We start from the raw sequence: 24,920 nt of genomic DNA on the forward strand, positions 1-24,920 counted from the left end.
CAATGCCCCCGTTGCAACGACGCCTCATTTCTTCCAGGTCCCGCAGGCTCAGACTGTAGGCCAGGTACCAGCGCACGCAAAGCAGGATGACTGACTGGTCAAACTGGCGGCCCTTGAACATTCAATCCTCCGAAAGATCAGAAGCTCTCCTTGCCACAAAAACGGTATTCAAAACGTTGCAACACAACCATCGAGAGGAGCAATCCCGTCGAATTTCTTTTTGCCGATTGGCTCGGCACTCCGCATGGTTCTGGCTAGCCTTCCTTGGTCTCGTCGTTGCGCTCACCGCCTTTGACCTGGGCATCCTCCGCAAGGAGGATCGCGAGATGGGAATTGCGGAGAGCCTGAAGCTATCCGCCTTCTACATTTGTATTGCGTTGCTGTTTGGCACGTGGGTTTGGTATGCCCGCGGACCCGAGCCGGGAATGCAGTATTTTACAGGCTTCTTCATCGAGAAGGCGCTGTCGATTGACAACGTATTCGTGATCAGCCTCATATTCTCCTATTTCGCCATTCCCTCGAAATACCAGTCTGACCTCTAGCTTTCCTGCGGTTAATTGACCTCATCGATGCTACGCTCGTGGTGACTATGCCTTATAGCAGCGACATCTGGTTAGCAGCGACATCTGGTATTTTGCGTTGTCGCAGCGATATCTCGAGAGTTCCAGTCGGAACTATCAATGAGCAGCGCCGTCAGTGCGGCATTTCCAACCTGAACCGCGCCGCCACAAGGGTTCTTTTTATAAGCGATCGCGCCAAGGTGGACTAATTTCGTATAATCGTATACGATTACCGTGTTAGCAGGGCGGCTCGCGCATGACACAACCAGTACTCGAAGTTCAGAACCTGCGGGTTTCGATAGGACGCACCACGATCGTCGATGGAGTATCTTTCTCGCTTAGCGAGCGCGAGGTTGTAGGGATTGTCGGTGAATCGGGCAGCGGGAAAAGTGTTTCATCGCTTGCGCTTATGCGTCTCTTGCCACGCCATGCGATGATCGAGGCGGACAAACTGACCCTCATGGGCGAGAACCTGCTTGCAGCAAGTGAGCGACGCTACGAGCAGCTCCGCGGCGCGGTGATGTCAATGATATTTCAGGAGCCTATGACAGCGCTCAATCCGGTACTTACCGTCGGGGAGCAGGTTATCGAGACGGTCCGTAGGCATCAGGGCATGAGCAGGAGCCAAGCGCGCCGGTACGCCATCGATATCCTGGCGCGGGTGGGAATTCCAGCACCGTCGCAGCGCGTCGACGATTATCCACATCAGTTGTCGGGCGGGATGCGCCAGCGTGCGATGATTGCAATTGCGCTCGCCTGCAATCCGCGCGTTCTGATAGCAGACGAGCCAACCACCGCGCTGGACGTGACGATTCAGGCCCAGATCCTTGAACTCCTCCAGGACCTGCAGGAAGAGTATCGCATGGGTACTATCATGATCAGCCATGATCTCGGCGTGGTCTCTTCGTTCACCGACCGGGTTCTAATCATGTATGCCGGCAAGGTAGTGGAGGATGCGGCAGCGGAAGAGATGTTTGAGCGGCCCCGCCATCCCTACACAGAAGGCCTGTTGGCGAGCATTCCCTCAAGCGAAGAGGACGTAGAGCGACTTTACGCAATTCCCGGCACTGTGCCGCCGCCCTTTGATCTGCCGCCGGGGTGCCGCTTTGAGCCGCGCTGCCGTCATGCCCGCCCACCTTGCAGCGAGGCACAACCATCCTTGATGGAATGTGCCCCGGATCACCGGGCGGCGTGCATCCGAAATACTGGCTACCGCTTCGAAGGGAGACAATGACAGAAGCAAGACCCCTGCTGCGCGTAGACGCACTGCGTAAGGAATTCACCGTCAGTTCCGGCTTGTTCGCAAAGCCCCGCACAATACGTGCGGTGAGTGACGTTTCGTTCTCCATAATCGCGGGCGAGACGCTCGGCCTTGTCGGCGAAAGCGGCTGCGGCAAGACGACCGTCGGCCGGCTGATTCTCAATCTGATAGAACCCACGGCCGGGCTTGTCGAGTTTGATGGGACTGACCTCCGTGCACTCGACGCGAGTCAGATGCGCGCTATGCGGCGGGATCTGCAGATCGTCTTTCAGGATCCGCTTGGCGCGCTCAATCCCCGGATGACTGTCGGGGAGTTGATCATGGAGCCGCTCGTCATTCACGGTGTGGGAGACAATGTGGACCGCCAGCAGAGATTGGGAAAGCTATTGTCGCTGGTAGGACTAGCCAGCTACCATGCTGGCCGTTTCCCACACGAGTTCTCAGGGGGCCAGCGGCAGCGCATTTGCATTGCGCGCGCGCTTGCCCTGAACCCGCGATTCATAGTGTGTGACGAAGCAGCATCCGCGCTTGACGTGTCGATACAGGCTCAGACCCTGAACCTGCTCCAGGATCTCAAGGCCGAGCTTGGGCTGACCTATCTCTTCATTAGCCATGATCTCGGTGTGATCCGACATATCTCGGACAGGGTGATCGTGATGTATCTCGGCCGGGTAATGGAAAGCGGTACGAAACACCAGATATTCCGTTCCACCGCCCACCCCTACACGCGCGCACTTTTGGGTGCTGTGCCGTCGCGCAAACATGGCAAGATGCGCTTCAACGCCTTGAAGGGCGAGCTGCCAAATCCGGCTAATCCGCCTGAAGGGTGTCGCTTTAACACGCGTTGCCCGATGGTGAGGGATATCTGCCGGACTGCGCCTCCGCCATTGATGAAGCTGGAGGACGGCCACGAAGCTGCCTGCCACTTCGCCGGACAGATCTGAGTATTACGGCCGTCAGCGTTCCTAGAGTCTTTCATGTTTTGACGGAAGCGTATCCGGCGTTTGCGAGGTAGTTTGCGCATTCGCCGGGTTCGATGGTTGAGACGAGGTGCCCGATGTGACGCCATGTGTCCTCGACGGTTCGTTTCTGGGCATGGCGCATCCAGTGCTTGATCTTGGCAAAGGCCTGTTCGATCGGGTTGAGGTCTGGTGAATAGGGCGGCAGGAACCAGAGCCTGGCGCCGGCCGCCCGGATTGAAGCGCTAACGGTAGCCGACTTGTGGGAACCCAAATTGTCCATAACGACGATGTCGCCGGGTTTGAGGACCGGCACGAGCTGCTGCTCAACATAGGCCCGGAAGCGCAGCGCAGCGCGCCCCACGAAGGTCAGCGTGCGTCCAGTGACCGTGCGGGGCAAAGCCGCGCAGGCGCTTGCCGCTGTCATAAGATGCTGGCCTCCCCTCCAGCCAACATCTTGAAACACAAAAAGGACCCCGATGGGAATCCCAACCGATTCAGACAAAGAATGAATTGCTCTAGCTGTGGAGCCTCAAGAGGTTGTCCCCGGACCGAGGCGGGTGATAGGCGTTTTGGATTTCAAACTGCCATGCGGGCGATGCCAATTGTAGCGGTGCAGCCAAACGGGCAACTCGGCAGCTCGATGCGCCGAGGTTGGGTAGGCGACGGCATAGGCCCATTCCCTGATCGCGGTCCGGATGAACCGTTCGGCCTTGCCATTGGACTTTGGCGTGTACGGCCTTGTGCGGATGTGCTTGAGCCCGAGATCGCGGCAGGCTCTGCCGAAGGCCCGGGACCTGTAGCAGGATCCGTTGTCGGTCATGACGCGGCTGGCGGTGATGCCAAGGCTTGCGTAGTAGGCAATCGCCGCCTGGAGGAAGGCAACGGCACTCTCCTTCTTCTCGTCCGGCATGATCTGCGAGAAGGCGACACGCGAGGCATCGTCGATGCAAACGTGGACGAACTCCCAGCCGACGCCGCGGCTGTTGGAGTGGCCGGTGCGATCGCCGGTGATGCGGTGTCCGACGCGGTCGAAGCGACCGAGTTCTTGATGTCGATGTGGATCATGTCGCCCGGATCGTCGTGCTCGTAGCGACGCACCGGTTCGGCAGGCTTGAGGTCCTTCAGCCGCGACAATTTCGCCCGCGCCAGCACCCGGCTCACTGCCGCCGGCGAGACGGCAACCACACGTGCAATGTGCTTGGCCGTGAAGCGCTGGCGTCGCAACGCAATGATCCGATCGGCCACGGCCTTGCCAGTCGCGTTCGGGCAGCGTCTCGGCCGCGACGAGCGGTCGGCCATGCCGGCCCGCCCTTCGGCCTCGTAGCGCTCCACCCACCGCTTCACAACCTTCGCCGTCACTGCGAATTTCAACGCTGCCTGGGCTTGGGAGAGGGAGCCTTTCATGACCGCCAGCGCCATTTCCTCTCGACGCAGCGGCGTGAGACGGGCGTTCTTATGGATGTTCATTCGGACCCTCCGGTGAATCTGAAGTGTGGTAACTCCAGTCTCCACGGTCAGGTCCGAATGGACAACCTCCTGAAAGCTCACAGCTAGACCGTGAGGCGGTTTCGGCCGGCATCATGGTCTAGCAATTGATTTTATAGAATTTATACGACGCTGATTCCACCTGGCTGCAACATGTTAGAGCGCCGGCGTTTTGTAAAGAAGCTTGCCACCGACTCGAATCTCGGTGTCAACGAGGTAGGAAGCGATACCGGAAACATTGACCTCCATGCCGAGGCCGGGCGCCTCCGGTGCGCAGATATACCCGTTTCCATCACGCTGGATCTGATTTGTGGTAATCGCGACAGCCAACGGCTTGAGGGCTGCCGGATACTCGCAGATGCGGCTATCGGCAAGACCCGCGAAAGGTTGCATCGAGGCGGATAGAGCAAGATGCGATGTAAACGTGTGGTTCACATAAGTAGCGCCCTGCGCGACGGCCAGATCAGCCACCCTCTTGGCCGGCCCGATGCCACCGATCCGGCCACAGTCGATCTGGACGAAGCCGATATTGGCATATTCGAGGAGGTGAGCAGCCATATGGAAATTGTGTGCCGCCTCGCCACCTGCCATGCGCACCTTGGCTCCCTTTTCGGAAAGCGCGCGATAAGCAGCGAGGGCGCCGGCATGGAACGGCTCTTCCAGCCATAACACGCTTGCCTCATCCAGAGAGGGAAGACGTTCCCCGGCAGCGGCGATATTATCGCCAAAGATCTGGCCGACATCGACCATTAGGTCAGCTTCGCGGCCAAGCCCCTCCCGCGCAGCGGCGAACTGGTCGGCATCGCTGCGGGCGTCACCGCGGCCAATCGGTCCCCAACCGAATTTGGCGGCAGAGAAGCCGTCTTTCACAGCTCGCCTCGCACGCTCCAGGGTCGTTTGCGGCGTATCGCCGAAGAGAAGGGATGCGTAAGGCGTTTTGGCGCACGAATGATCATAGCCAAGAATGTGCCAGACCGGTTCGCCGAGCTTGCGGCCCAGAAGGTCCCATAGCGCCATCTCAATACCCGAAAGAATATGTGGCGCTTGCAGGAGGTCCATAGAGTTATACCCGACCAATGCGCTGATACGCGCGATGTCGGCGGGGTCGTTCAATTTCTGGCCGATGACGGACTCACCGACCGGACGGCATACCCCGTGCGACTTTGGACAAACGAAGGCGGCTATGGAAGGCAGCGGCGCTGCTTCGCATTCGCCCCAGCCTACGAACCCACCGGCGCTGACGCGTACCAGCAGGGCATCCTGGCTACCGTCGGCTTCGTCGGTGACCTCCGGCATTGACAGGTAAAAAAGATCAACATCCTCAATCTTCATGCTGCGTTCCGTTTATAATCGACGATAGACGATACCTTGCGGCTCGAATGCCTTGATGTCGTCCAGCGGAAACATCGGGCGTGCGCAAATGGTGTGCCCCAGACGGGGAATGTCGGCTGAGGTTGCGCCGGCGACGTCGATGTTGAAGTTCTTCTCCACCCATTGGTCGTACATATGGTACTCGGTGTGTGGGGATTTCACGACGATCAGGTCGAAATCGACGGGGTCGAGGCCGTTTGCATAATACATGGCGCGGTCGAACAGGCTTACCGAACGCGACATCACTACGATCGTAAAGTTTTCGAACTCGAGCACAGCGGTTGGACCCGCATCAAGCGGAATTTTCATTGTTTCGAGACTGGCACGACCGTCTGACAGGAGCTTGACCTTAACGCGGATGTCTAATGGCTGGAACCGTAGCGGATCCATCGCACCACCAAGCTTCACGTCGACAATCGCGCCGACACCGGCCCGATGGGCTGTCGCGGCCACCGCGGGATCAACGATCTGCAGAAGCGCGCGTTTCCGGTATCCATGCTCAATAAGTCCACGCAGAATGGAATTGGAATCGCCGGTCGCGCCGGATGAGGTAGCATCTGCCGCGTCGGTGAAGCAGACGGGGCCTTCGATCGTCCGGGCCTGCGCAATCGCCCGTTCGAGCGAAATGAGCTTGCCTTGCATTCTGTGTCGCATTGGCCAGAATTCACCAGCGATGCGCTCGGCCTCGCCTCGTGCCGTCGCCTCATCGCCATCTGTCACTACGATCACCTGACTGCAAAGTTCCGGTACGTCGGTGAATGGATTACCAATCATAATTCCGGCGGAAAGAGCCCTGCCCTCGCGCTCAAGCCGCTGACACTCGCGGATAAGGTCGCCGTAGCAGCCTGTTCGCGTGATAAGCTCATCACCGCGCACAAGCGCAGGAATGACAACACGGGCGACGATGGGCGCCTGCTGTTTTGACAGAAGGTTAAGCAGCAGCATGGCTGCACGCGCTCCTGTTTCTGCGAAATCGATATGCGGATAGGTGTGATATATGGCTATGCCATCGACTTGGCGGATCATTCGCTCGGTCAGGATGCCGTGCAGATCCAACGAGATGACAATCGGTATGTTGGGGCCCGCCATCTCACGAAAGCGTTTGAGCAGGTATCCTTCCGGATCAAGCTCGCCGTCGGCTCCCATGGCACCGTGCAGCGAGACGAAAATGCCGTCTACCTCCTCGACATGGGATCTGACGGCTTCCAGTATCTGCTTGCTGAGCCGGTCCCAACCGGTCCGAGACAACAGTCCGGCGCTTCCCGCTCGCGCGGCAATAGCAGGAACGACTTCAAAATCCGGCTTGGCTTCGAAGACCCTCAGAGCGCCGCCAATAGCCGTGTTCCTGCCCCTATGCCGATAAAGCTCTTCGCCCTCTTCTATCTCGAAATAGTCGTACTCGGATTGAACGGGATTGAACGAGGAGATTTCCTGCATGCACTCCACGATGAGGATTTTCTTCTTCATCATCTTCAACCTGCTGCCTCACTCGACCAATCGTCCTGGTAGTCCTCCATGACGATCGCGACTGCATCGCCGCGCGCCACGCGACCAGGTCCGGCTCCGAACCACACGATACCGTCCTTCCCGTAGGTTAGTTCGATGGGGTCGGCATCCACATCCTCGATAAAGTGGAGATAGCCAGCAATCTCGCCTGCCCGAACTTCTTCGCCGGCATAGTGGGCCGGCTCGAACAATCCGCCCTTTGGCGCGAAGACATATGACGCGGGTTCCCGCACCATCTTGTGCGCGGTACAGGCCGCCCCGTCCTTCTGCGCCGTTTCAGGACGGCCCTCGATAACCCCCATATGTTTCAAAATGTTGTAGCAGCCCCGTCTTCCGATACGTACGCCCTCGATATTCACGCGGCCCCAGCCGCCAAGTTCGGTCCCGAGCGAAATTATGCCCCGCCTCTCCACACAGGAGGTGAAGGTAGAGTCCTCATCGACACCGCCGAACACCACATTGTAGGGGGCGCCGAAAGCCGCCGCCGCGGCCAGCGTTTTTCTACGGATCTCGTCATCGGCGACGTGATGCATGTTCGTGGAAAGCGCGGAATCGAAGGAATGGCCCGCAGTGTGCATATCGATCGATATGTCTGCCATGGGCAGGATCACGCTGTCGAGGAAGTGCGCCAGCATCTGGCTGAACGTCCCTTTCGGATTTCCGGGGAAGCACCGATTGATATCCCAACCGTCTACCGGTGACAGACGCGTGTCTGCCAGAATGCTGGGGATATTAACGGCCGACATCATGATCACGCGGCCTTGGACCTGCTCCGGTCGCAATTCCTGCGCGAGGCGCGAGATGGCGATCGGGCCTTCGTATTCGTCGCCGTGCAGGCCGCCGGTGAAGAGAACCGTTGGACCCGACCCGTTCTTCACGACCACTATCGGAATTTCAACCGTTCCCCAGCCGGAATTATTGCGGGACAGAGGGGCGCGCGCATAACCGGCCTGACGTCCCTCCTTGTCGAAATCGATGGGGCAAACGATGCGGCTCTTCGCCGAGTTAGCGGTCATGGCGTCAAATTCCTCTCCGGATACTTGTGTCGTATGATTGTATACGATATTGATCCGTGTCAAGGAGTCATCTTCCGCACATTCGCATCACGGAGAAGAACAAGCATGCATTCGCCCGTCGACAGGCCGCAACAAAACTCCAGCTATGCGCGTCTGCCTGACATCCGCATCAGGAGCATCCGTGTCGCGCCGTTGCGCGGTGAGAGCCCCCAGGGAGGGTGGAGTCACGAGATAGATGAACGGGATTCCGTTCATGCGCTTATCGCCGTCCACACGGACGAGGGCGTTACTGGCTACGGAAGCGTCTTCACCAATGGCGGCCTTGTGGAGGCCGCGGTCTCGGTTCTCGAGCCGCTGATCATAGGTGAGAATGCGCTTGAGCCGGAGCGGGTCAGCGAGAAGTTGCACCAGAATACGTTCTGGATGGGCCGGGGCGGTTCGATCACGCACGCGATAAGCGGCATCGATATGGCGCTGTGGGATATCTTAGGCAAGACAACGGGCTTGGCGGTTGGGCGGCTGCTTGGCGGCCGCTACCGGGACCGGGTTCAACCCTACTGTTCGCTGTTGATGGACGAACCGGAGAAGATGGCCGGAATTATCGCTCCCCATTTTGAGCACGGTTTCCGCGCATTCAAAATCGGATGGGGGCCGTTTGGCAGGCGTGATGATTTGCGGAAGGACGAAGCCATCATTCGCGCAGCGCGCGAGGCTGTCGGAGAGAATGCCCGCCTAATGGTCGATGCCGGGGCAAGCGATGCCTACTGGCCGAATGGTCTGAAATGGGCGCTGAATGCGTCACAGATGTTGAAGGATTATGCGATCGGCTGGTTTGAGGAGGCGCTTCGGCCGGATGCGCTTGAGGACTTCATCGAACTGCGAAGGGCAAGCCCCGTTCCGATCGCCGGCGGGGAGGTTCTGACCCGCCGCCAATCTTTTACGCCATTCCTGGTTCGTGGTGCCTTTGACATCGTTCAACCAGACGTGACGAAGGTCGGTGGCATCAGCGAACAACGGCGAATTGCCTGGATGGCTCAGGAGTTCGGCATCCGCTATATCGGACACGGCTGGAATACAGCACTGGGACTTGCCGCTGACCTGCAACTGGCATCCGCGATCTACGATTGCGATCTTATCGAATATATCGGCGGCAGCGCGTATGTCGATCGATTGGCAAACAAGGCGTTTGCGCTTGACGAGGAAGGTTATCTTGAAATCCCCGACCTCCCTGGCCTTGGGATCGAACCCGATTTGGATCAACTCAAGCGGTATACGCCGGATGCGGCGGGATTTTTCCAACCTTAAAAGAGACGAAACGCCATGGCACTTATCCAGCGCAATGCGATCGATCTGACTGGCCGCATAGCGGTCGTAACGGGCGCAGCACAAGGCATAGGTCGCGCGGTGGCCGCGCGGCTGATATCCTCGGGTGCGCAGGTAGCCTTGTGGGACCGGGACGCCGACCTGGTGGAGCAGAGCGCCAGGGAACTGGGGAAAGCCGCGTCATTCCAGGTCGTCGATCAGGTCGACTATGAGGCAGTGACAGCGGCTGCGCAAAAGGACGAACAGCGCTTCGGGCGCATAGACATACTCGTTGCCAATGCCGGCATCGCCGGCGCCAACGCGCCGGTAGCCGATTATGACGTCGATGAATGGAAACGCATTATCGACGTGAACCTCAACGGACCGTTCCATTGCTGCAAGGCGATTCTGCCGGGGATGATCTCGCGTGGGTACGGCCGCATCGTGAATGTGGCCTCGATCGCTGGCAAAGAAGGCAATCCAAATGCGGCAGCATACTCGGCCTCGAAGGCCGCCGTGATCGCGCTTACCAAATCCATTGGAAAGGAAACCGCCGGAACCGGTCTTTCGGTCAACTGCGTAACGCCCGCTGCTGCGCGTACGAGCATCTTCGATCAGATGTCGCAGACGCACATCGATTATATGCTTTCGAAGATTCCACGCGGACGATTTCTCGAAGTCGAAGAGGTGGCTGCGATGATCGCCTGGCTGGTCAGCGAGGAAAACAGCTTCACCACAGGAGCCGTATTTGATCTCTCCGGCGGACAGGCCACTTACTGAAGGATATCCTGTATGAAACTTGCACGCGTTGGGGAACCGGGACTAGAAAAACCAGCGATCATTCACACTGATGGCTCGATCCGTGATCTGTCGAATGTAGTCAGAGACATTTCCGGCCAGACTTTGACGCCGGAGGGCCTGCAGTCGCTACGTTCGGTGGACACGGGTTCACTGCCACTGGTGGACAGCGATATTCGATATGGCCCCTGCGTCGGCGGCGTCGGGAAGTTTATTTGCATCGGACTGAACTATGCCGATCATGCAGCGGAATCCGGTGCACCGGTACCTACCGAGCCGATCATCTTCATGAAAGCAACGAGTGCAATTTGCGGGCCAAACGATACCGTTCTGATTCCGCGCGGTTCCGTCAAAACCGATTGGGAGGTCGAACTGGGCGTCGTCATCGGCAAGCCTGGCAAATATATCCGCGAGGCTGATGCTCTCGCCCATGTTGCCGGTTATTGCGTGATCAACGACATCTCCGAGCGAGAATTCCAGCTTGAGCGTGGTGGAACCTGGGACAAGGGCAAGGGCTGCGATACGTTCGGCCCGATTGGGCCCTGGATGGTGACGGCCGATGAGGTCTCGAATCCGGGCGACTTAGAGATGTGGCTGGAGGTTGACAGCAAGCGCTATCAGCACGGATCGACTCGAACCATGATTTTTGGCATTGCGCAACTCATCAGCTATGTCAGCCGCTTCATGAGCCTGCAGAGCGGCGACATCATCTCTACCGGCACTCCACCGGGTGTCGGGATGGGCCAGAAGCCGCCAGTCTATTTGAAACCGGGACAGGTCATGCGCCTTGGAATTGAAGGACTGGGTGAACAACAGCAGCGGGTCGCGGCAGACGCTTGAAGCGGCAATGCCGGATAATGGGGGCGGTCATATAGACCAACCGCCATCAATCGCATAGGTCTGGCCAGTCGTATAGGTCGCCTGTGCAAGATGGACCGCCAGATCTGCTATTTCCTCGGCAGTGCCAAGGCGGCCCATCGGCTGCCTCGCGATAAAGGCCTGCCGCGCAGCGGCATAGTCGCCCTGCGCCCGCATCCGGTCCTGTAGCGACGGACTGTCTACCGTCCCCGGGCATATAGCATTGCATCGGATACCGCGCGTCACGAAGTCGGCCGCGACCGACTTCGTCAGGCCGATCACAGCCGCCTTGGTGGTACCATAGACAAAGCGGTTTGGCGCCCCTTTCAAGCTTGAAACGACGGATGCCACATTGATGATGCAGCCGTCGCGATGTTCGAGCATCGGGGGCAAGAAGGCACGAATCGAACGTATCATTCCTTTGACGTTGATGTCGCATGCGAGATCAAACTCGTCCCAGGTCATGTCCAATACCGAGCCCGAATGAACGACTCCAGCGCAGTTGACGAGGGTATGGATCCTCCCCAGTTCTGCCGCAGCTTCCCGGACCGCCTTATCGTCGCGGACATCGAGACGGCGCACCTGTATGCCCTGCCGCTGGTGAAGGTCATTTAGCAGGGCTGTGTCAATGTCGGTCGCGATAACGCGGGCGCCGGCCTGCGCGAACGCGACTGCGATAGCGCGCCCAATGCCCTGCCCTGCGGCGGTGACCAGCACCGATTTATCATTCATTTTTTGCCTCATCATAACACTGTATGTCTTTAGCCGGCTTCCCGCTCGGATCGCATGCGAGGATCGGTCACGTCGCGCAGACCGTCACCCATCAAGTTTAAGCCAAGGACGGCGGCGGCAATGGCCAGGCCGGGGAAAAGAGCAATCCAGCCAGCATCCTGAAGATAGTTGCGGCCCTCAGCGATGATGTTGCCCAGCGAGGGCGCAGGTGGTGGTGGCCCCACGCCGAGAAAGCTGAGGATGGCTTCGGCAAGGATCGATACCGCGAAGACGAAGGTCAACTGCACGATCAGGGGCGAAAGCGAGTTGGCGAGTATGTAGCGGAAGATAATTCGCCCGTGCCCGGCTCCTACCGCAAGCGCAGCTTCCACATAGGGCAGTTCACGAACGACCAGTACGCTTGATCGCACGACGCGGGCCGTCCTCGGAGTGAAGGTGATGGTGAGCGCGATCACAGCGTTCAGGGCGGAAGGTCCAAGTGCTGCGGCAAGAGCGATCGCCAACAGCACGCCGGGAAATGCCATCAGCCCATCCATGATCCGCATCAGCAGATTATCTAGCCATCTGACATAGCCGGCGAGCAAACCGAAGAAGATGCCAAGTACGCCTGTGGCTACGACAACCGCAAGACCTATGCCCAGCGACACACGGGTGCCATGGATCACACGGCTGAAAATATCACGGCCAAACCCATCCGTGCCGAACCAATGGTCGAGGGACGGCGGCATGAGGATACTGCGATAGTCGCTCTTGTTAGGATCGTAGGGCGCGACGAAGTTTGCGCAGAGGGCGAGCATCACAATCATCAGGAACAGCGCGAAGCCAATCTTGAATGACCCGTGCGCGGCCAGACGCCTCATGAACCGAGCCCAGCCCCGACGACGTGCCTTGGCGAGCTCGCGCTTGATCGCACGGACATCCGCGATTTCGGTATCAGCGACCATGGCGGACCCTCGGATCGAGCCAGCCATAAGCCAGATCGACCATGATATTGACGAAGACGAACACGGCGGCAGTTATCAGCAGGCCACCCTGGATGATCGGGTAATCACGCCGCTGAATTGCTCCAATGATCAGGCGGCCGACGCCCGGCAGCGAAAACACTGATTCGATTACCACCGCGCCTCCGAGGAGCACCCCAGTCATGACGCCGATCACGGTGATGATCGGGATCAAGGCGTTTCGCAAGGCGTGCTTGAAGATAACCGTCCGACGGACCATGCCCTTCGCTTTCGCAGTGCGTATGTAGTCCTGGCTCATTACCTCCAGCATGGCAGAGCGTGTCATGCGGGCAATGACGCCCATTTGGGTGATGGCCAATGCCAAGGCAGGGAGCGTCATGGATTTTGCCCACCCCCAGAAGTTTTCAGACGCCGGCACGTAGCCGCCACTCGGAAACCAACCCAGTCCGACGGCGAAAACCGAGATCAAAACGAGCGCAAACCAGAAATCCGGGATGGAAAGTCCAAACAACGCTAGGGACATGGAGCCTTGATCCAACCAGGTTCCATGTTTGGTGGCAGCCAGGATGCCAAGCAGTACGCCCAGGACGATCGCCAGGACGAGCGCCAAACCGGCAAGCGAGAGGGTGACTGGTAGCCGTTCGAGCACCGCCTCGGTGACGGGCCGGTTGAGCAGGAAGGATTGTCCCAGATCGCCCTGCAACAGGCGGCCGTACCAGCGCAGGGCCTGTTCATGCAGGGGGCGATCAAGGCCCAGCCGTTCACGAATCTCGGCCCGCTGAATCTCGGTGGAATCGCTGCCCGCGATCTCGGCTGTCACGTCGCCAGGAACGATTGCGATGATGACGAAGCTGACGAGGGACACGACAAACAGTACAGGTAATGCGCTCGCGAGCCGCCGCAGGAGAAAATAGATCAATGCTTGCCCTCCTGCCAAAAGGCCTGGCCGGGCGGTTTTCCCCCGCCCAGCAACGAATCAAGGTTGTTGAACCGCTCTACTCGGCAAGCCAGACATCGTAGACGCGCGGGAAGCGGAACGGTTTGAACCCTTCGACATTGGCCCTAGTGGCTTGCATGAGGCCCGTCTCGCCCAGTTTCACAACACCGAAGAACTCGTAGAGACGCTGCTGGATGCGTGCGAAAACTTCCTTACGCCCTTCCTCGCTATCGGTTGAGATAAGTTCTTCATAGAGTTGATCGAGCTGATCGTCAGTTGCACGAAAATGGGGCTGGTCTCCCGTCAATGTCGAGATAAGTGCCACGGGGCCGAGATATGGTTCGATGCCCATCATCAGGGTCCAGCCGTTCCACCCGCTATCCTGGAGGCGAATATTGAGCGCTGTCGGCCAGTCGACCTGATTGACAGTTGCATTAATACCTACTGCCTGGAGTTGCTCGGCGATGACGATTGCTGCCTTGCCATGTTCGGGAATGTTCGAATCGGTCAAGATCGAGAATGGTTCGTTGTTGTAGCCAGCCTCTGCCAGTAACTGCTTGGCGCGCTCGCTATCGGCAATGTTGTAATATTCCTGCCCGATGTCGCCGGCATCATAAGGCGAACCCTCATACATCCAGCCGTGATAGAGTTGGAACAAGCCCTCCGTAGCTATGCCCATGACCTCTTCATTATTAAGAGCGACCTGGACGGCTTCGCGGAATTTAGGATTGTCACTAGGTGCTTCCTTCATGTTGAACACGAAGGTGAGAAACGCCCATGGCATATTCTCATAGAGCTTGATGTTCTCGTTCGAGGCTAGACGACGTGCGGTGGGAACAGGAATCTGTTCCAGCATCTGGATCTCGCCGGTCTCCAGGGCAGCAACTGCAGCGCCAGGTTCGGGGATGACACGGAAAGTCACGGTGTCGAGATAGGCGGTCTTGCGCCCGCCAAAACCGTCGATGCCTTCGAAATTCTCGTTGGGAGTGTAGTCCTCGAACCGCTCCAGCGTCACGTGGCTGTCCGGAACGTATTCCACGAATTTATAGGGTCCCGTGCCGATGAATTCGATCTCGTTCGGTTCCTTTGCTGCTTCCTCGGCCGGAATGATCACTGCAGGCGCGCGAGGCGAGGCGAAGGCTTCCAGAAAAGTGGGGCTTGGTTCATCGAAGGTTAGAGTGACCTCGTAGTCTCCAGTGACCTCGATTGATTTGACTGGTTCCAGCATCGTGCCTGTACCGCCGTGCTGCTTATAGCGGTCGAGAGAGGCCTTGACGTCCTCTGCGGTCATTTCCTTTCCATTGTGGAACATGACGCCCTGGCGCAGAAGGAAGCGATAGGTCAGACCGTCCTGCGATATCTCGACATCTTCCGCCAAGATAGGAATGGGACGAATGTCTTCACTGAAACCATACAAGGTTTCGTAGATGTTCATGGTGATATTGCGAGAGGCTTGGGACGTTGTCACCATGGCATCTAGACTGGGAGGGTTGGAGCTTTGCGCAACGATGAGATTGCCGCCAGCAGTCTGAGCGTTTGCGACGCTCACATCGACAGATATGATCGTCACTGCTCCGAAAAGTGCACCGAACAGTTTCCTCCGGCTGAATGTTCTTTGCATCACCTACCTCCCACCGAGATGTTTGCCTAATGATCTCTAGTCTATTAATTGTCTTTATCGTATAATCGTATACGATTTGCGCGTGTCAATCAAGGAGTATGGAAAGGGTCATGAGCCCTAGAGAATCCAAAAAGAACGAAACGGGCGGCATGAAGAAGCTGGTTCCGCTCCAGGCCAAGACGCTCGTTGACCAGGTTGTGGACGCTATCGTGGAAGCAACAGCGACAGGGGTGTTTTTGCCTGGCGACCGGGTCGTCGAGGCCGAAGTCGCCCGGTCGCTCAGTGTCAGCCGCGTACCTGTTCGTGAAGCTCTGCGGATACTCGAAAGTCAGGGCATCGTAGTCAATGAGCGCTATCGGGGCATGCGATTGATGGATGTTAGCGTCGATCGACTCGAAAAGATCCTCAAGGTGCGTACTGCTCTTGAGACGCTAGCGGTGCAGGAGGTGTTGCAAGCCAAGCAGGAACATCCAGATATCCTGGCGCCTCTGGAGGAGATCATGGAGCGATTGCATGAAGCCGTCCGGAAGGAGGATCCTTATGGTGTCGCCAGCCTGGACACGGAATTCCACCGCACACTTTGTCGCCTTTCCGGCAATGACGTTCTCGTTCGCATGTGGGAACCACTTTCAAGGCAGCTCACGATTATATTTGGCCTCTCGACCCTTCAGAAGAACCTCGACGTTATTGTCCAGGAGCATGATGAGCTGCTCACTGGGTTGAAAGCGGGAAACAGCGCCCAAATCGTCGAACTCGTCCGGGTGCATATTCTGGACTATAGTCGCGCACTCGACTACGAAGGCCTTGTCACTGCACGACGCTCAGAACGCAAGAAAATTTCGGCCGACGAAGCCCCCGCTCCGAGGGGTTGACGTCGGCCTTTTACAAACATTAGCCAGCAACCGGTGTCAAAAGTGCGCGGCTTTCGAAAAAGGCGGAGAGATTCGCCTTGACGAGGTCGCAGGCGTCTTCCCAGGTCTCGATTGTGCCGCCTCCGCGATGCGGCATCAGAACCACGTTTTCCAAGCTCATCAGGCGTTCGGGGACGAAAGGCTCGTGTTCGAATACGTCAAGCCCGGCGCCAGCAATTTCACCCTGCTCCAGCGCCTCGATCATCGCCTGTTCGTCTATCACGGCACCGCGAGAAATATTGACAACAATGCCCTCGGAGCCCAGCGCTTTAAGCACAGCACGATCAACGAGATGATGAGTTGCAGTACCACCGGGACATGCAACGACGAGAACATCCGCCCATGCTGCAAGTTCCGGCAGCGAGTTGAAATAGGTGTAGGCTTCGCTCTCCAGGGGCTTCCTGTTATGATAGCCGACCGGCATGTTGAACGCTGCCGCCCGTCTAGCGATTGCGCGACCGATCCTTCCCATGCCTAGAATGCCGACTTTGCGGTCCCCCACTTTCCGGACAAGCGGATAACTATTTTGGGTCCACTTGCCCGCCCTGACGAAGCGATCTCCGCGAAGAACATCCCGCGCTACCGCGAGGAGGAGCGCCATCGCCAGATCGGCCACGCATTCGTCAGTGACATCCGGTGTGTTGGTGACCGCAATGGACCTTCTCGCCGCGGCATCCATATCGACCTTATCATAGCCGGCACCGGCGTTAGCGATGAGTTCAAGGCGGGGTAGAGCAGCGATGAGTTCTGCTGAGACGGGCCCCGCAGCCACAAGCGCACGCACACGGGACCGGACCTGATCATTCAACCCGCCGGCATTACCGTCGGGAAGCCGGTGCAGGAAGAAGTCATCGGCAAACCGCTGAACATACCACTCCGGTCCCCCACCAACAAATACGATTTCCGGCTTGTCCATGTCGTGCAACCTCCACTCAACTTCATTGACAATCGTTAGATTGTATACGATTATTGTCCGCATACAACGGGGGTCTGTGGCGCAGGCACCGGATTGTATCAACCAAGAACGCACAGGGGATCAACGACATGCGCATTAGCAGACGAGACCTTTTTAAGGGTGCGGCTACAATGGGGCTGGCAGGGCAGTTTTCCGCACATCCGTTAAAGCTGTTTGCTCAGACGACTACGCCTACCCGGGGCGGCTCGGCTGTCGTGGCGATGAATGCCGCTACTGAAACGATTGACCCGCATTTCTCGCGTTCGCAGGCTGCTCGCAACATCCTGATGCACATTTACGAGACCTTGGTGACGATCGATGAGAGCGGCGCGCCGAAACTGCAACTCGCAGAAAAGCTCGACGTTTCTGACGATTTTCGCGTTTACACATTCACCTTGCGGCAGGGCGTCACCTTCCATAACGGCAAGGAGATGACGTCGGAGGACGTCAAGCGTTCGCTCGAACGCTACGCGCGCATAAGCCCGGAAAAAGTCCGGCTTGAGCCCGTCGAAAGCATCGATACTCCCGATGCTTACACAGTTGTCGTTACGCTCAATAAATCGATACCGAGCTGGATCGAGCTGATTAAGTCGCCGGCCTCCCCGATAACGATCATCCCGGCGGAGGAGTGCGACAAAGGTCCCAATGAGATCCAGCCAATCGCAACCGGGCCATTCGAGTTCGTTGATTGGGATGGCGTCACACGGCTGCGCATCAAACGCTATGAAGATTACCGCCCGGACGAAACCCATCAGGACCGCGATGGCTATGGTGGTCGAAGGGTTGCCTATCTTGACGAAGTGACGTTCACCGTCGTCTCGGAGGCCAGTAGCCGGGTAAGCGGCATCCAGTCGGGGCAAATCACGATTGCCGATGACATCCCGGTTCCGGCGGCCAGGCGTCTCGAATCCGATCCCATGTTGGCAATCTATGACCGGTTGCCGGTCTCGATCAACCTCGTGCCGATGAACGTTCAGCGGGCGCCGACCGATAATGTCCTCGTCCGCAAAGCCATCCAGCAGGTACTCAACACTGAAGAGATCATGGGGATAGCCACAGACGGGCTATTCAATCTCAACCCTTCTTTCGTCTACCCCGACAGCGAATTCTATCCCGGTAATGTAGATCAGCTTGTTTACAACGTGTCCGACACCGATCGTGCCAAGGCGCTTCTGCAGGAGGCAAACTATCAGGGCGAAGAAGTAGTCATTCTGACCAGCTCGGATATCGTCTCGTTGCAAGAAGCGGCGGTCGTCATGTCGGAGCAGATCAAGTCGATCGGTATCCCGGTCCGGGTGCAGGTGCTCGATTGGCCCGGCGCCAACGCGATGCGCGCCGATCCCACTGCCTACAATATGTTCAGCACCGCCTACGCTATCCAGCCCATGCTGGGACCATTCCAATATCAGCGCCTCGTTTCCGGCGATGGGAACTGGTTCTTCTACGAAGAAGACAATGAGATGGAATCGGCTTGGGAAGAACTGCTGGCAGCACCCTCGCCCGAGGAACGGCGTGCCGCATGGGACAAGATCGAGTTCCGCCTGAATGATCAGGCCTATCTCCTTAAGCTTGGAGATCGGGGGATCAAGCAGGTTGCGCAGGCTCGCCTTCAGAACTTCCAGCCTTACGACGCCATCCGGATGTGGAACGTCTGGATTTCGTGAACGGCACGAGAAAGCAGCCTTCATGATCGAAGTAATATTGCGGCGCCTGATCAGCACCATTCCGGTGCTGATTGGGGTCAGCCTCATAACGTTTGGATTGATCCACATTATTCCAGGCGACCCTGCGATCGTAATAGCTGGCCCCGACGCTTCGGTCGACCAGGTGGAATCGATCCGGCAGTTGTTGGGCCTCGACCGGCCGCTGCACATCCAAATGAGCGTCTGGTACATGAACCTGCTGCAAGGTGATCTCGGCAACTCCTTCATGCTTGGGCGCAGCGTTCTGCAAGCGATTCAAGAGCGGCTGCCTACCACCCTTCTCCTCACGGCCTACTCGATCGTGATCACCATGCCGTTGGGCATTGCTGCCGGATTGCTAGCGGCTTACCGGCAGAATACTTGGGTGGACACGGCGGTCATGTCGGTGGCCTTGTTGGGTGTATCCGTACCCAGCTTCTGGCTCAGTATAATGGGAATCCTCGTGTTCTCCGTCATGCTCGGTTGGCTGCCTTCCAGCGGTTACGTGCCGCCGAGCGAAGGCATTCTCGCCTGCCTGCAGTCGCTTACGTTACCCGCTTTCTCGCTAGCGGTCTTCCAGATCGGATTGCTCGCCAGGATGACACGTGCGACGACACTGGAGGTGTTGCGGCAGGATTTCATCCGCACGGCTCGCGCCAAGGGCCTTGCCGAATGGAAGACCGTTGCTAAGCACGCGCTTTCCAATGTGATGATACCGATCATCACCGTTGTCGGGCTGCTGGTAAATGTCGCAATCGCGGGAGCCGTCGTGATCGAGCAGATATTCGTGCTGCCCGGCGTCGGCCAACTCGTCGTCCAGGGCATCCTTCGCCGGGACTATCCGGTAATTCAGGGCTCGATTCTTGCCGTGGCTCTGATTCTCGTCCTCATCAATCTGATCGTGGACCTACTCTACGCCTATCTCGATCCGAGACTTCGCAATGACTGAATCGACGCTCCAGGCCGTGCCGCTAGAAAAGCCGCGCAATCAACTTCTGAGCCGTATGCTGTCGCATCGGGGACTCGTCATTGGTGCCGGGATTCTTGTGGTGATGGTTTTAGCCGGCATCGTAGGTCTTCTCGGTCTGGCCGGAGATGCCTTGAAGATCAGCTATCAGTCTCGCTTTGTTGAGCCATCTGCCGAGTTCGTCTTCGGCACCGATCATTATGGGCGCAGCATTTTCAGCCGGGTGGTGACTGGCACCCACCTTTCGCTATTGATCGGGATCAGCGTTGTCGCAATCACTGCGGTGTTCGGCGTATTGATCGGGGCAATAGCAGGTTATTTCCCGCGGTTGGACGGATTGATCATGCGCTGCATGGACGCTTTGATGGCCTTCCCGCCTATCATGCTTGCCATTGCTATTGCCGCCGCGCTCGGCGCTGGCCTGCTCAATCTCATCGTTGCTCTGGGTATCACCTATACGCCGCGAACGGCGCGGATTGTGCGAGCGGCAGTACTTGGGGTGCGAAATTCGGAATATATCGAATCTGCGCGGCTGTCAGGCGCTAGTGACGGTCGCATTATCGTCAAGCATGTGCTGCCCAACTCGATGGCACCCGTAATCGTCGACCTGACCTTCGTCTTCGCTTACGCGATTTTGGCGGAGGCTGCGTTGAGCTTTCTTGGTGTGGGACCACCGCCACCAGTGCCGACCTGGGGCAATATCATCGCAGAAGGACGCGACTATCTGGTCGACGCGCCATGGATCAGTATCTTTCCGGGCCTAGCCATTGGTTTCAGCGTTCTCGGCCTCAACCTCCTGGGTGATGGTTTGCGCGATGTGCTCGACCCACGACTGACATCGAAGTGATGACGGCAATGACGGAGGCGGCCACTCCCATGAGTTCTTTGCTAAAGGTCCGCGACCTTCGAACCGAACTCGGCAAATCAGATAACCCGCTGACCGTCGTTGACGGGATCAGTTTTGACATCGGCAGCAATGAGCGGTTGGCCGTCGTGGGAGAATCTGGTTCGGGCAAAACGATGACCGCCCTTTCGATTCTGCGGTTGCTACCTGATGCCGCGCGCATCTCTGCGGGAGAAGTGAACTTCAACGGACAGGATTTGCTTGCGCTGTCGCGTTCGCGGATGCGCCGGATGAGCGGCGGCGATATAGCCATGATTTTCCAGGAGCCGATGAGTTCGCTCAACCCGGTCTTTACCGTGGGCGACCAGATCGGCGAAGCGATCACACTGCACCAAGGGCTGCGCGGGCGCGCAGCCCGGGCACGAGCGATCGAGCTCTTGGCGTTGGTCAAGGTGCCCTCCCCCGAACGCCGCATTGACCAGTATCCGCACGAGCTTTCCGGCGGCATGCGCCAGCGCGTGATGATCGCCATAGCGCTGTCATCGCAGCCAAAGCTTCTGATTGCCGACGAGCCGACCACTGCACTGGATGTCACGGTCCAGGCGCAGATCCTGCAACTCCTGAAGCAACTGCAGCAGGAATTCGGCATGGCAATTCTCCTAATCACCCACGATCTTGGCGTTGTCGCGCAGTTCGCTCAACGGATGATCGTGATGTATGCCGGAAAGATCGTCGAGGATGCTCCGGTGTCGGAGGCGTTTCGCCGCCCCATGCACCCGTATACGGAAGGTTTGCTGCGCAGTATTCCCCCGCTTTATGAGGACGTCGACAGACTATTAGCTATCGACGGTTCCGTGCCGCCGCCAACCGCCATGCCTTCAGGATGCAGGTTCCGAACACGGTGCGATTATGCGCGACCACCTTGTGCTGCCCAGATTCCACCCCTGAAATTGTTTGGTGAAGGGCATCGGGCGGCTTGTATCCGCCATGACGATTACGAGGTACGCAGAACATGACCGCCGGAGATCTCCTCCAGGTCAGGGACCTGAAGAAACATTTCAGCATCGGCAGCAGCCTCCTCAAATCGCGTCGTCAGACCGTTCATGCGGTGGACGGCATTAGCTTCGACCTCGCTCCTGGCGAGACACTGGGCCTGGTCGGAGAATCTGGCTGTGGTAAGTCAACTGTCGGCCGACTGCTTGTGCGCCTGATTGAGCCGACGGAAGGCAGTGTGAGGTTTGACCGAAGAGAAATGCGTACTCTGGCGGGGCATGATCTTCGTGCAGTGCGGAAGCAGTGCCAGTTTATCTTCCAGGATCCCTATGGTTCGTTAGATCCTCGCATGCGTATCTGGGACATCGTGACCGAACCCATTGTGATAGAAGGAACGATGACAAGACCGCAGCGCCGTACCCGCTCGATCGAACTGCTCGAGAAGGTCGGACTTTCTGCGGCAGCCGCCGACCGATATCCACACGAGTTTTCCGGCGGCCAGCGTCAACGCATCGGCATTGCCCGAGCGCTTGCCCTCAATCCCCGACTGATCATTTGTGACGAGCCGGTCTCCGCCCTGGATGTCTCGATCCAGGCGCAGGTCATCAACCTGATGGCCGATCTAAAAAAGGAACTGCAGCTCAGCTACCTCTTCATCTCGCACAATCTTGCTGTTGTTCGCCATATAGCTGACCGGGTGGCAGTCATGTATCTGGGCAAGATCGTGGAGCTAGCGCCAAAGTCTGAGCTTTATCATCGTCCACAGCATCCATATACACGCGCGCTGCTGTCTGCGGTCCCCGTGCCCGAACCGGATCAACCAACCGAACCGATGGAATTGCACGGCGACATCCCGAGCCCTATCAATCCGCCCGCCGGCTGTCGGTTCCACACACGATGCCCATTCGCATTTGATCGTTGCCGCAGCGAAGAGCCTATCTTGAGAGAGAGCCGGGCAGGACATCAGGTCGCCTGCCATCTCGACGCGGGCTGATGCGAGGAAGGAAGCGACTGCTAGGTCAAGAATTAAAGAGACATTATATGAAATGCCTGAACCGGTGTAGCGCAAATTAGCCCGACCATAGCTCAGAAAATGTAGTCATCAGGTAGAAGAGCACAATCGGTCGCAAGCATGTACAAGGTGCCGAGGATGAGTTCTTTCCAATGTGCCTGGGGGCCGTGCCAACGGCATCCTACGGATCTGGCCGCTCTTGATGGTTTTTATCGGATTCAGTTCTCTCCACCAGATCAAGCGGCCCAAAGGCCATGACCACAGAAAACAGGAAATGGAATGACGCCGGGCTGATTACCCTGCTTGCAGAACAGTACAAACAGTCTGGTAGGTTGCTGGCCGGGATAGAATTGCTCGTGCAGGCTGCCTAACGGCGCGAAATAATCAGCTTGTTCATAGTTCCAGAGAGAACGCGCTTCAGCTCGGATTCGCAAAAGGGACCGTGCTTACGGATAAGCGACAGGGTCTGACGATAGGTCATGTGCCGCCGCGATACCGGATAATCGGAACCCCACACGAGACGATCCGGACCGAACGCCTCCTTAAGCGCGGAAAAGATCCATTGAAGCTGCTCATACGGATACTCGTGCTGCGAGGCTGCCACATTGCCCATGCCGGACAGTTTTAGAAATACGTTGGGATGTCGGGCAAGCGCGGTGACGAGATCGCGTGCGCTTGGGGTGCCGGCGCTGCGCGGTCCGAGAAAACCCATATGGTGGCAGATCAGCGTCAACTCCGGGAACAAAGCAGCCAGTCTCCCCACATGAGGCATCTGGTGTGGCATCACCGACAGGCTTGCAATCAGCCTTTTTTCGGCGGCAACTGAAAAGAACGACCGTCCCTCCTCGCCGGTGAGCCACGACCCGTCCTCCTCCTCGGTCAGATAAGTCGTGAACCCGCAGAAGCTCCAGCGTTCGAGCGCTGTCTCCAGCCGGTTAGCTGCCCCAGGTGTACGGAACTCCGGCGACCAGCGGCATTCAAGATCGGGAAAGACGACGAGACGTCCCGCATGTCGCGTTGCTGCGTCAAAGGCATAATCCGCGTTGTGCGGGTTGTCGCCGATCGCAGCGCAGATGACGACGGCACGTTCAACCTCCGCTGCATCCATCTCGAACAGAACCTGCTCGGCGCGCGCCCTGCTTTGCGGATCGGGGACCTCCGGCTTATATGGCCAACTCTCCCATATATGGATATGAGCGTCAAAAATCATTTCGCCACATCCTGGGCGTCGCTTACGGCTTGCTGGATTTTAGCAATTGTCGTCTTCTCGCCGTCACGGTCCGGTGGGCCAGCGATCGCCCGTAGTGGATCAACGCGGAAAAGCACCTGCTCTATCGTTGCGTCCACCTCATGCAGCTTTTCTGCTGGATCAGCTTCCAGATTCCAAGGTATGTCGGGATCAGGCGACGGGACGGCGGCAATCAGCGCCTGCGTATAGGGATGCTTGGGATCGTGGATCACGGCCTCCGCGTCACCGACCTCCATCACCTGCCCGCCATTGAGCACCACAATCGTTTCGGCCACCTGATAGGCCGTTGCGAGATCATGGGTGACGTAGACCAGCGAAATACCCTTCACGCGATAAAGATCGTAGAGGATGTCTAGAATTGTGGAGCGCAGTGAGGCGTCCACCATGGAAACCGGCTCGTCGGCCAGAATAATAGCTGGGTCGAGCAAAAGAGCGCGGGCGATCATCACGCGCTGACGCTGCCCGCCGGAAAGCTGATGTGGATATCGCCCCAGCGTCTGCCCCGGTTCGAGGCCGACCACCTTCAGCGTCTGCTCGATCTCGGCATAAGCTTCGTCGCGTGAAGCCACAAGCCCAAAATTGCGTAGCGGAGCCAGAAGCGCGTGATCGATCCTGTAGAAGGGATTGAACACATCGAACGGGTCCTGGAAAATCGCCTGCACCTCCCGCCGGAACATCATCTGCTCCTTGCGGCTCATCAAATGGAGAGGCCGGCCTGCATAACTGACGCTGCCCCGCGTGGCAGCTTGCACGCCGAGCAAGAGCCGGATCAGGGTGCTTTTGCCGGACCCGCTTTGGCCGACAACAGCCGTGATCGACGAGCGCTCACCGCCCACCGCCATCGTGATATTGCGCAGAGCCATATTGCGGAGGCGTCCTCCAATGCCGGATGCGAAGACGACGTCGACGTCGGAGACTTCGAGGGCAGTCGTCATA

Annotated in this window: 22 protein-coding genes and 3 pseudogenes; 12 read left to right on the plus strand and 13 right to left on the minus strand. The window is 57.9% G+C overall.

The genetic code is table 11. The features are described from left to right. Nucleotides 1–25 precede the first annotated feature (25 nt). Nucleotides 26–121: pseudogene (locus HUS57_RS13010) on the minus strand (IS6 family transposase); the annotation flags it as partial. A 106-nt stretch (nt 122–227) separates the two neighbouring features. Here HUS57_RS13010 and HUS57_RS13015 point away from each other — a divergent pair. The 3 genes from HUS57_RS13015 to HUS57_RS13025 all read left to right on the plus strand — a co-directional run bounded on the left by HUS57_RS13015 (nt 228) and on the right by HUS57_RS13025 (nt 2,765). Next, nucleotides 228–542 carry a hypothetical protein gene (locus tag HUS57_RS13015; RefSeq protein WP_210256076.1) on the plus strand — a complete coding sequence of 105 codons (315 nt, stop codon included), beginning with the start codon at nt 228–230 and terminating at the stop codon, nt 540–542. Between the two features lie 274 nt (nt 543–816). Further along, nucleotides 817–1,794 (plus strand): ABC transporter ATP-binding protein, encoded by a 978-nt coding sequence (locus HUS57_RS13020; protein ID WP_173934339.1) that lies wholly within the window; start codon nt 817–819, stop codon nt 1,792–1,794. Then, entirely contained in the window at nt 1,791–2,765 is a 975-nt protein-coding gene (locus tag HUS57_RS13025) for an oligopeptide/dipeptide ABC transporter ATP-binding protein (protein ID WP_210256077.1), read from the plus strand. Before HUS57_RS13020 ends, HUS57_RS13025 begins: the two co-directional genes overlap by 4 nt. A 31-nt stretch (nt 2,766–2,796) precedes the next feature. On the opposite strand, the pseudogene HUS57_RS13030 reads toward HUS57_RS13025, so the two are convergent. The 5 genes and pseudogenes from HUS57_RS13030 to HUS57_RS13050 form a co-directional block, all read right to left on the minus strand. After that, nucleotides 2,797–3,199, minus strand: a pseudogene (locus HUS57_RS13030) (transposase); the annotation flags it as partial. Between the two features lie 99 nt (nt 3,200–3,298). Further along, nucleotides 3,299–4,250: pseudogene (locus tag HUS57_RS13035) on the minus strand (IS481 family transposase). Between the two features lie 174 nt (nt 4,251–4,424). Beyond that, nucleotides 4,425–5,600 (minus strand): mandelate racemase/muconate lactonizing enzyme family protein, encoded by a 1,176-nt coding sequence (locus HUS57_RS13040; protein ID WP_173934341.1) that lies wholly within the window; start codon nt 5,598–5,600, stop codon nt 4,425–4,427. 12 nt (nt 5,601–5,612) lie between these two features. Beyond that, entirely contained in the window at nt 5,613–7,109 is a 1,497-nt protein-coding gene (locus HUS57_RS13045; protein WP_246727869.1) for a M81 family metallopeptidase, read from the minus strand. Between the two features lie 2 nt (nt 7,110–7,111). Next, nucleotides 7,112–8,161 (minus strand): succinylglutamate desuccinylase/aspartoacylase family protein, encoded by a 1,050-nt coding sequence (locus HUS57_RS13050; protein ID WP_173934342.1) that lies wholly within the window; start codon nt 8,159–8,161, stop codon nt 7,112–7,114. 105 nt (nt 8,162–8,266) lie between these two features. Here HUS57_RS13050 and HUS57_RS13055 point away from each other — a divergent pair, with 105 nt between their 5' ends. Genes HUS57_RS13055 through HUS57_RS13065 form a run of 3 tightly spaced genes read left to right on the plus strand, consistent with a single transcriptional unit; the run spans nt 8,267 to nt 11,101 of the window. After that, nucleotides 8,267–9,466 carry a mandelate racemase/muconate lactonizing enzyme family protein gene (locus tag HUS57_RS13055; RefSeq protein ID WP_173934343.1) on the plus strand — a complete coding sequence of 400 codons (1,200 nt, stop codon included), beginning with the start codon at nt 8,267–8,269 and terminating at the stop codon, nt 9,464–9,466. Nucleotides 9,467–9,481: 15 nt separating this feature from the next. Next, complete coding sequence (locus tag HUS57_RS13060; protein ID WP_173934344.1) at nt 9,482–10,243, plus strand: SDR family NAD(P)-dependent oxidoreductase; 762 nt, start codon at nt 9,482–9,484, stop codon at nt 10,241–10,243. A 12-nt stretch (nt 10,244–10,255) separates the two neighbouring features. Continuing rightward, nucleotides 10,256–11,101 carry a fumarylacetoacetate hydrolase family protein gene (locus tag HUS57_RS13065; RefSeq protein ID WP_173934345.1) on the plus strand — a complete coding sequence of 282 codons (846 nt, stop codon included), beginning with the start codon at nt 10,256–10,258 and terminating at the stop codon, nt 11,099–11,101. A gap of 27 nt (nt 11,102–11,128) precedes the next feature. On the opposite strand, the gene HUS57_RS13070 is transcribed toward HUS57_RS13065, so the two are convergent. The 4 genes from HUS57_RS13070 to HUS57_RS13085 all read right to left on the minus strand — a co-directional run bounded on the left by HUS57_RS13070 (nt 11,129) and on the right by HUS57_RS13085 (nt 15,371). Further along, nucleotides 11,129–11,863, minus strand: a complete 735-nt coding sequence (locus tag HUS57_RS13070; RefSeq protein ID WP_173935191.1) for an SDR family oxidoreductase — start codon at nt 11,861–11,863, stop codon at nt 11,129–11,131. 17 nt (nt 11,864–11,880) lie between these two features. After that, nucleotides 11,881–12,795: an ABC transporter permease gene (locus HUS57_RS13075; protein WP_173934346.1), complete on the minus strand. Its 915-nt coding sequence runs from the start codon at nt 12,793–12,795 to the stop codon at nt 11,881–11,883. After that, a complete protein-coding gene (locus HUS57_RS13080; protein ID WP_173934347.1) occupies nt 12,785–13,732 on the minus strand; it encodes an ABC transporter permease in 948 nt (315 codons plus the stop codon). The genes HUS57_RS13075 and HUS57_RS13080 overlap by 11 nt, the downstream gene beginning before the upstream one ends. A 76-nt stretch (nt 13,733–13,808) precedes the next feature. Further along, a complete protein-coding gene (locus HUS57_RS13085) occupies nt 13,809–15,371 on the minus strand; it encodes an ABC transporter substrate-binding protein (RefSeq protein WP_173934348.1) in 1,563 nt (520 codons plus the stop codon). Between the two features lie 110 nt (nt 15,372–15,481). Between HUS57_RS13085 and HUS57_RS13090 the strand changes: the two genes are divergently transcribed. Next, nucleotides 15,482–16,243, plus strand: coding sequence for a GntR family transcriptional regulator (locus HUS57_RS13090; protein ID WP_246727870.1), 762 nt, complete (start codon nt 15,482–15,484; stop codon nt 16,241–16,243). A 19-nt stretch (nt 16,244–16,262) separates the two neighbouring features. On the opposite strand, the gene HUS57_RS13095 is transcribed toward HUS57_RS13090, so the two are convergent. Next, on the minus strand, nt 16,263–17,198 hold the full coding sequence (locus tag HUS57_RS13095) for a 2-hydroxyacid dehydrogenase (protein ID WP_173934349.1): 936 nt from the start codon (nt 17,196–17,198) through the stop codon (nt 16,263–16,265). Between the two features lie 128 nt (nt 17,199–17,326). Between HUS57_RS13095 and HUS57_RS13100 the strand changes: the two genes are divergently transcribed. The 5 genes from HUS57_RS13100 to HUS57_RS13120 are packed head-to-tail and all read left to right on the plus strand — an operon-like array spanning nt 17,327 to nt 22,717. Continuing rightward, nucleotides 17,327–18,901, plus strand: coding sequence for an ABC transporter substrate-binding protein (locus HUS57_RS13100; RefSeq protein WP_173934350.1), 1,575 nt, complete (start codon nt 17,327–17,329; stop codon nt 18,899–18,901). 22 nt (nt 18,902–18,923) lie between these two features. Next, on the plus strand, nt 18,924–19,868 hold the full coding sequence (locus tag HUS57_RS13105) for an ABC transporter permease (protein WP_173934351.1): 945 nt from the start codon (nt 18,924–18,926) through the stop codon (nt 19,866–19,868). After that, the gene (locus HUS57_RS13110) at nt 19,861–20,733 is read left to right on the plus strand and encodes an ABC transporter permease (protein WP_173934352.1); all 873 of its coding nucleotides are present in this window, start codon (nt 19,861–19,863) and stop codon (nt 20,731–20,733) included. Before HUS57_RS13105 ends, HUS57_RS13110 begins: the two co-directional genes overlap by 8 nt. Nucleotides 20,734–20,762: 29 nt before the next feature. Then, nucleotides 20,763–21,746 (plus strand): ABC transporter ATP-binding protein, encoded by a 984-nt coding sequence (locus HUS57_RS13115; RefSeq protein ID WP_173934353.1) that lies wholly within the window; start codon nt 20,763–20,765, stop codon nt 21,744–21,746. Next, nucleotides 21,743–22,717: a dipeptide ABC transporter ATP-binding protein gene (locus tag HUS57_RS13120; RefSeq protein ID WP_173934354.1), complete on the plus strand. Its 975-nt coding sequence runs from the start codon at nt 21,743–21,745 to the stop codon at nt 22,715–22,717. Before HUS57_RS13115 ends, HUS57_RS13120 begins: the two co-directional genes overlap by 4 nt. A 385-nt stretch (nt 22,718–23,102) precedes the next feature. Here the strand turns inward: HUS57_RS13120 and HUS57_RS13125 are convergent, their stop codons facing one another. Together HUS57_RS13125 and HUS57_RS13130 are read right to left on the minus strand one after the other, a co-directional pair. Then, entirely contained in the window at nt 23,103–23,945 is an 843-nt protein-coding gene (locus HUS57_RS13125; RefSeq protein ID WP_173934355.1) for an amidohydrolase family protein, read from the minus strand. Then, nucleotides 23,942–24,919: an ABC transporter ATP-binding protein gene (locus tag HUS57_RS13130; RefSeq protein WP_173934356.1), complete on the minus strand. Its 978-nt coding sequence runs from the start codon at nt 24,917–24,919 to the stop codon at nt 23,942–23,944. Before HUS57_RS13130 ends, HUS57_RS13125 begins: the two co-directional genes overlap by 4 nt. Between the last annotated feature and the right edge of the window lies 1 nt (nt 24,920).

Source organism: Chelativorans sp. Marseille-P2723 (genome assembly GCF_902809845.1).
Lineage (GTDB): Bacteria > Pseudomonadota > Alphaproteobacteria > Rhizobiales > Rhizobiaceae > Chelativorans.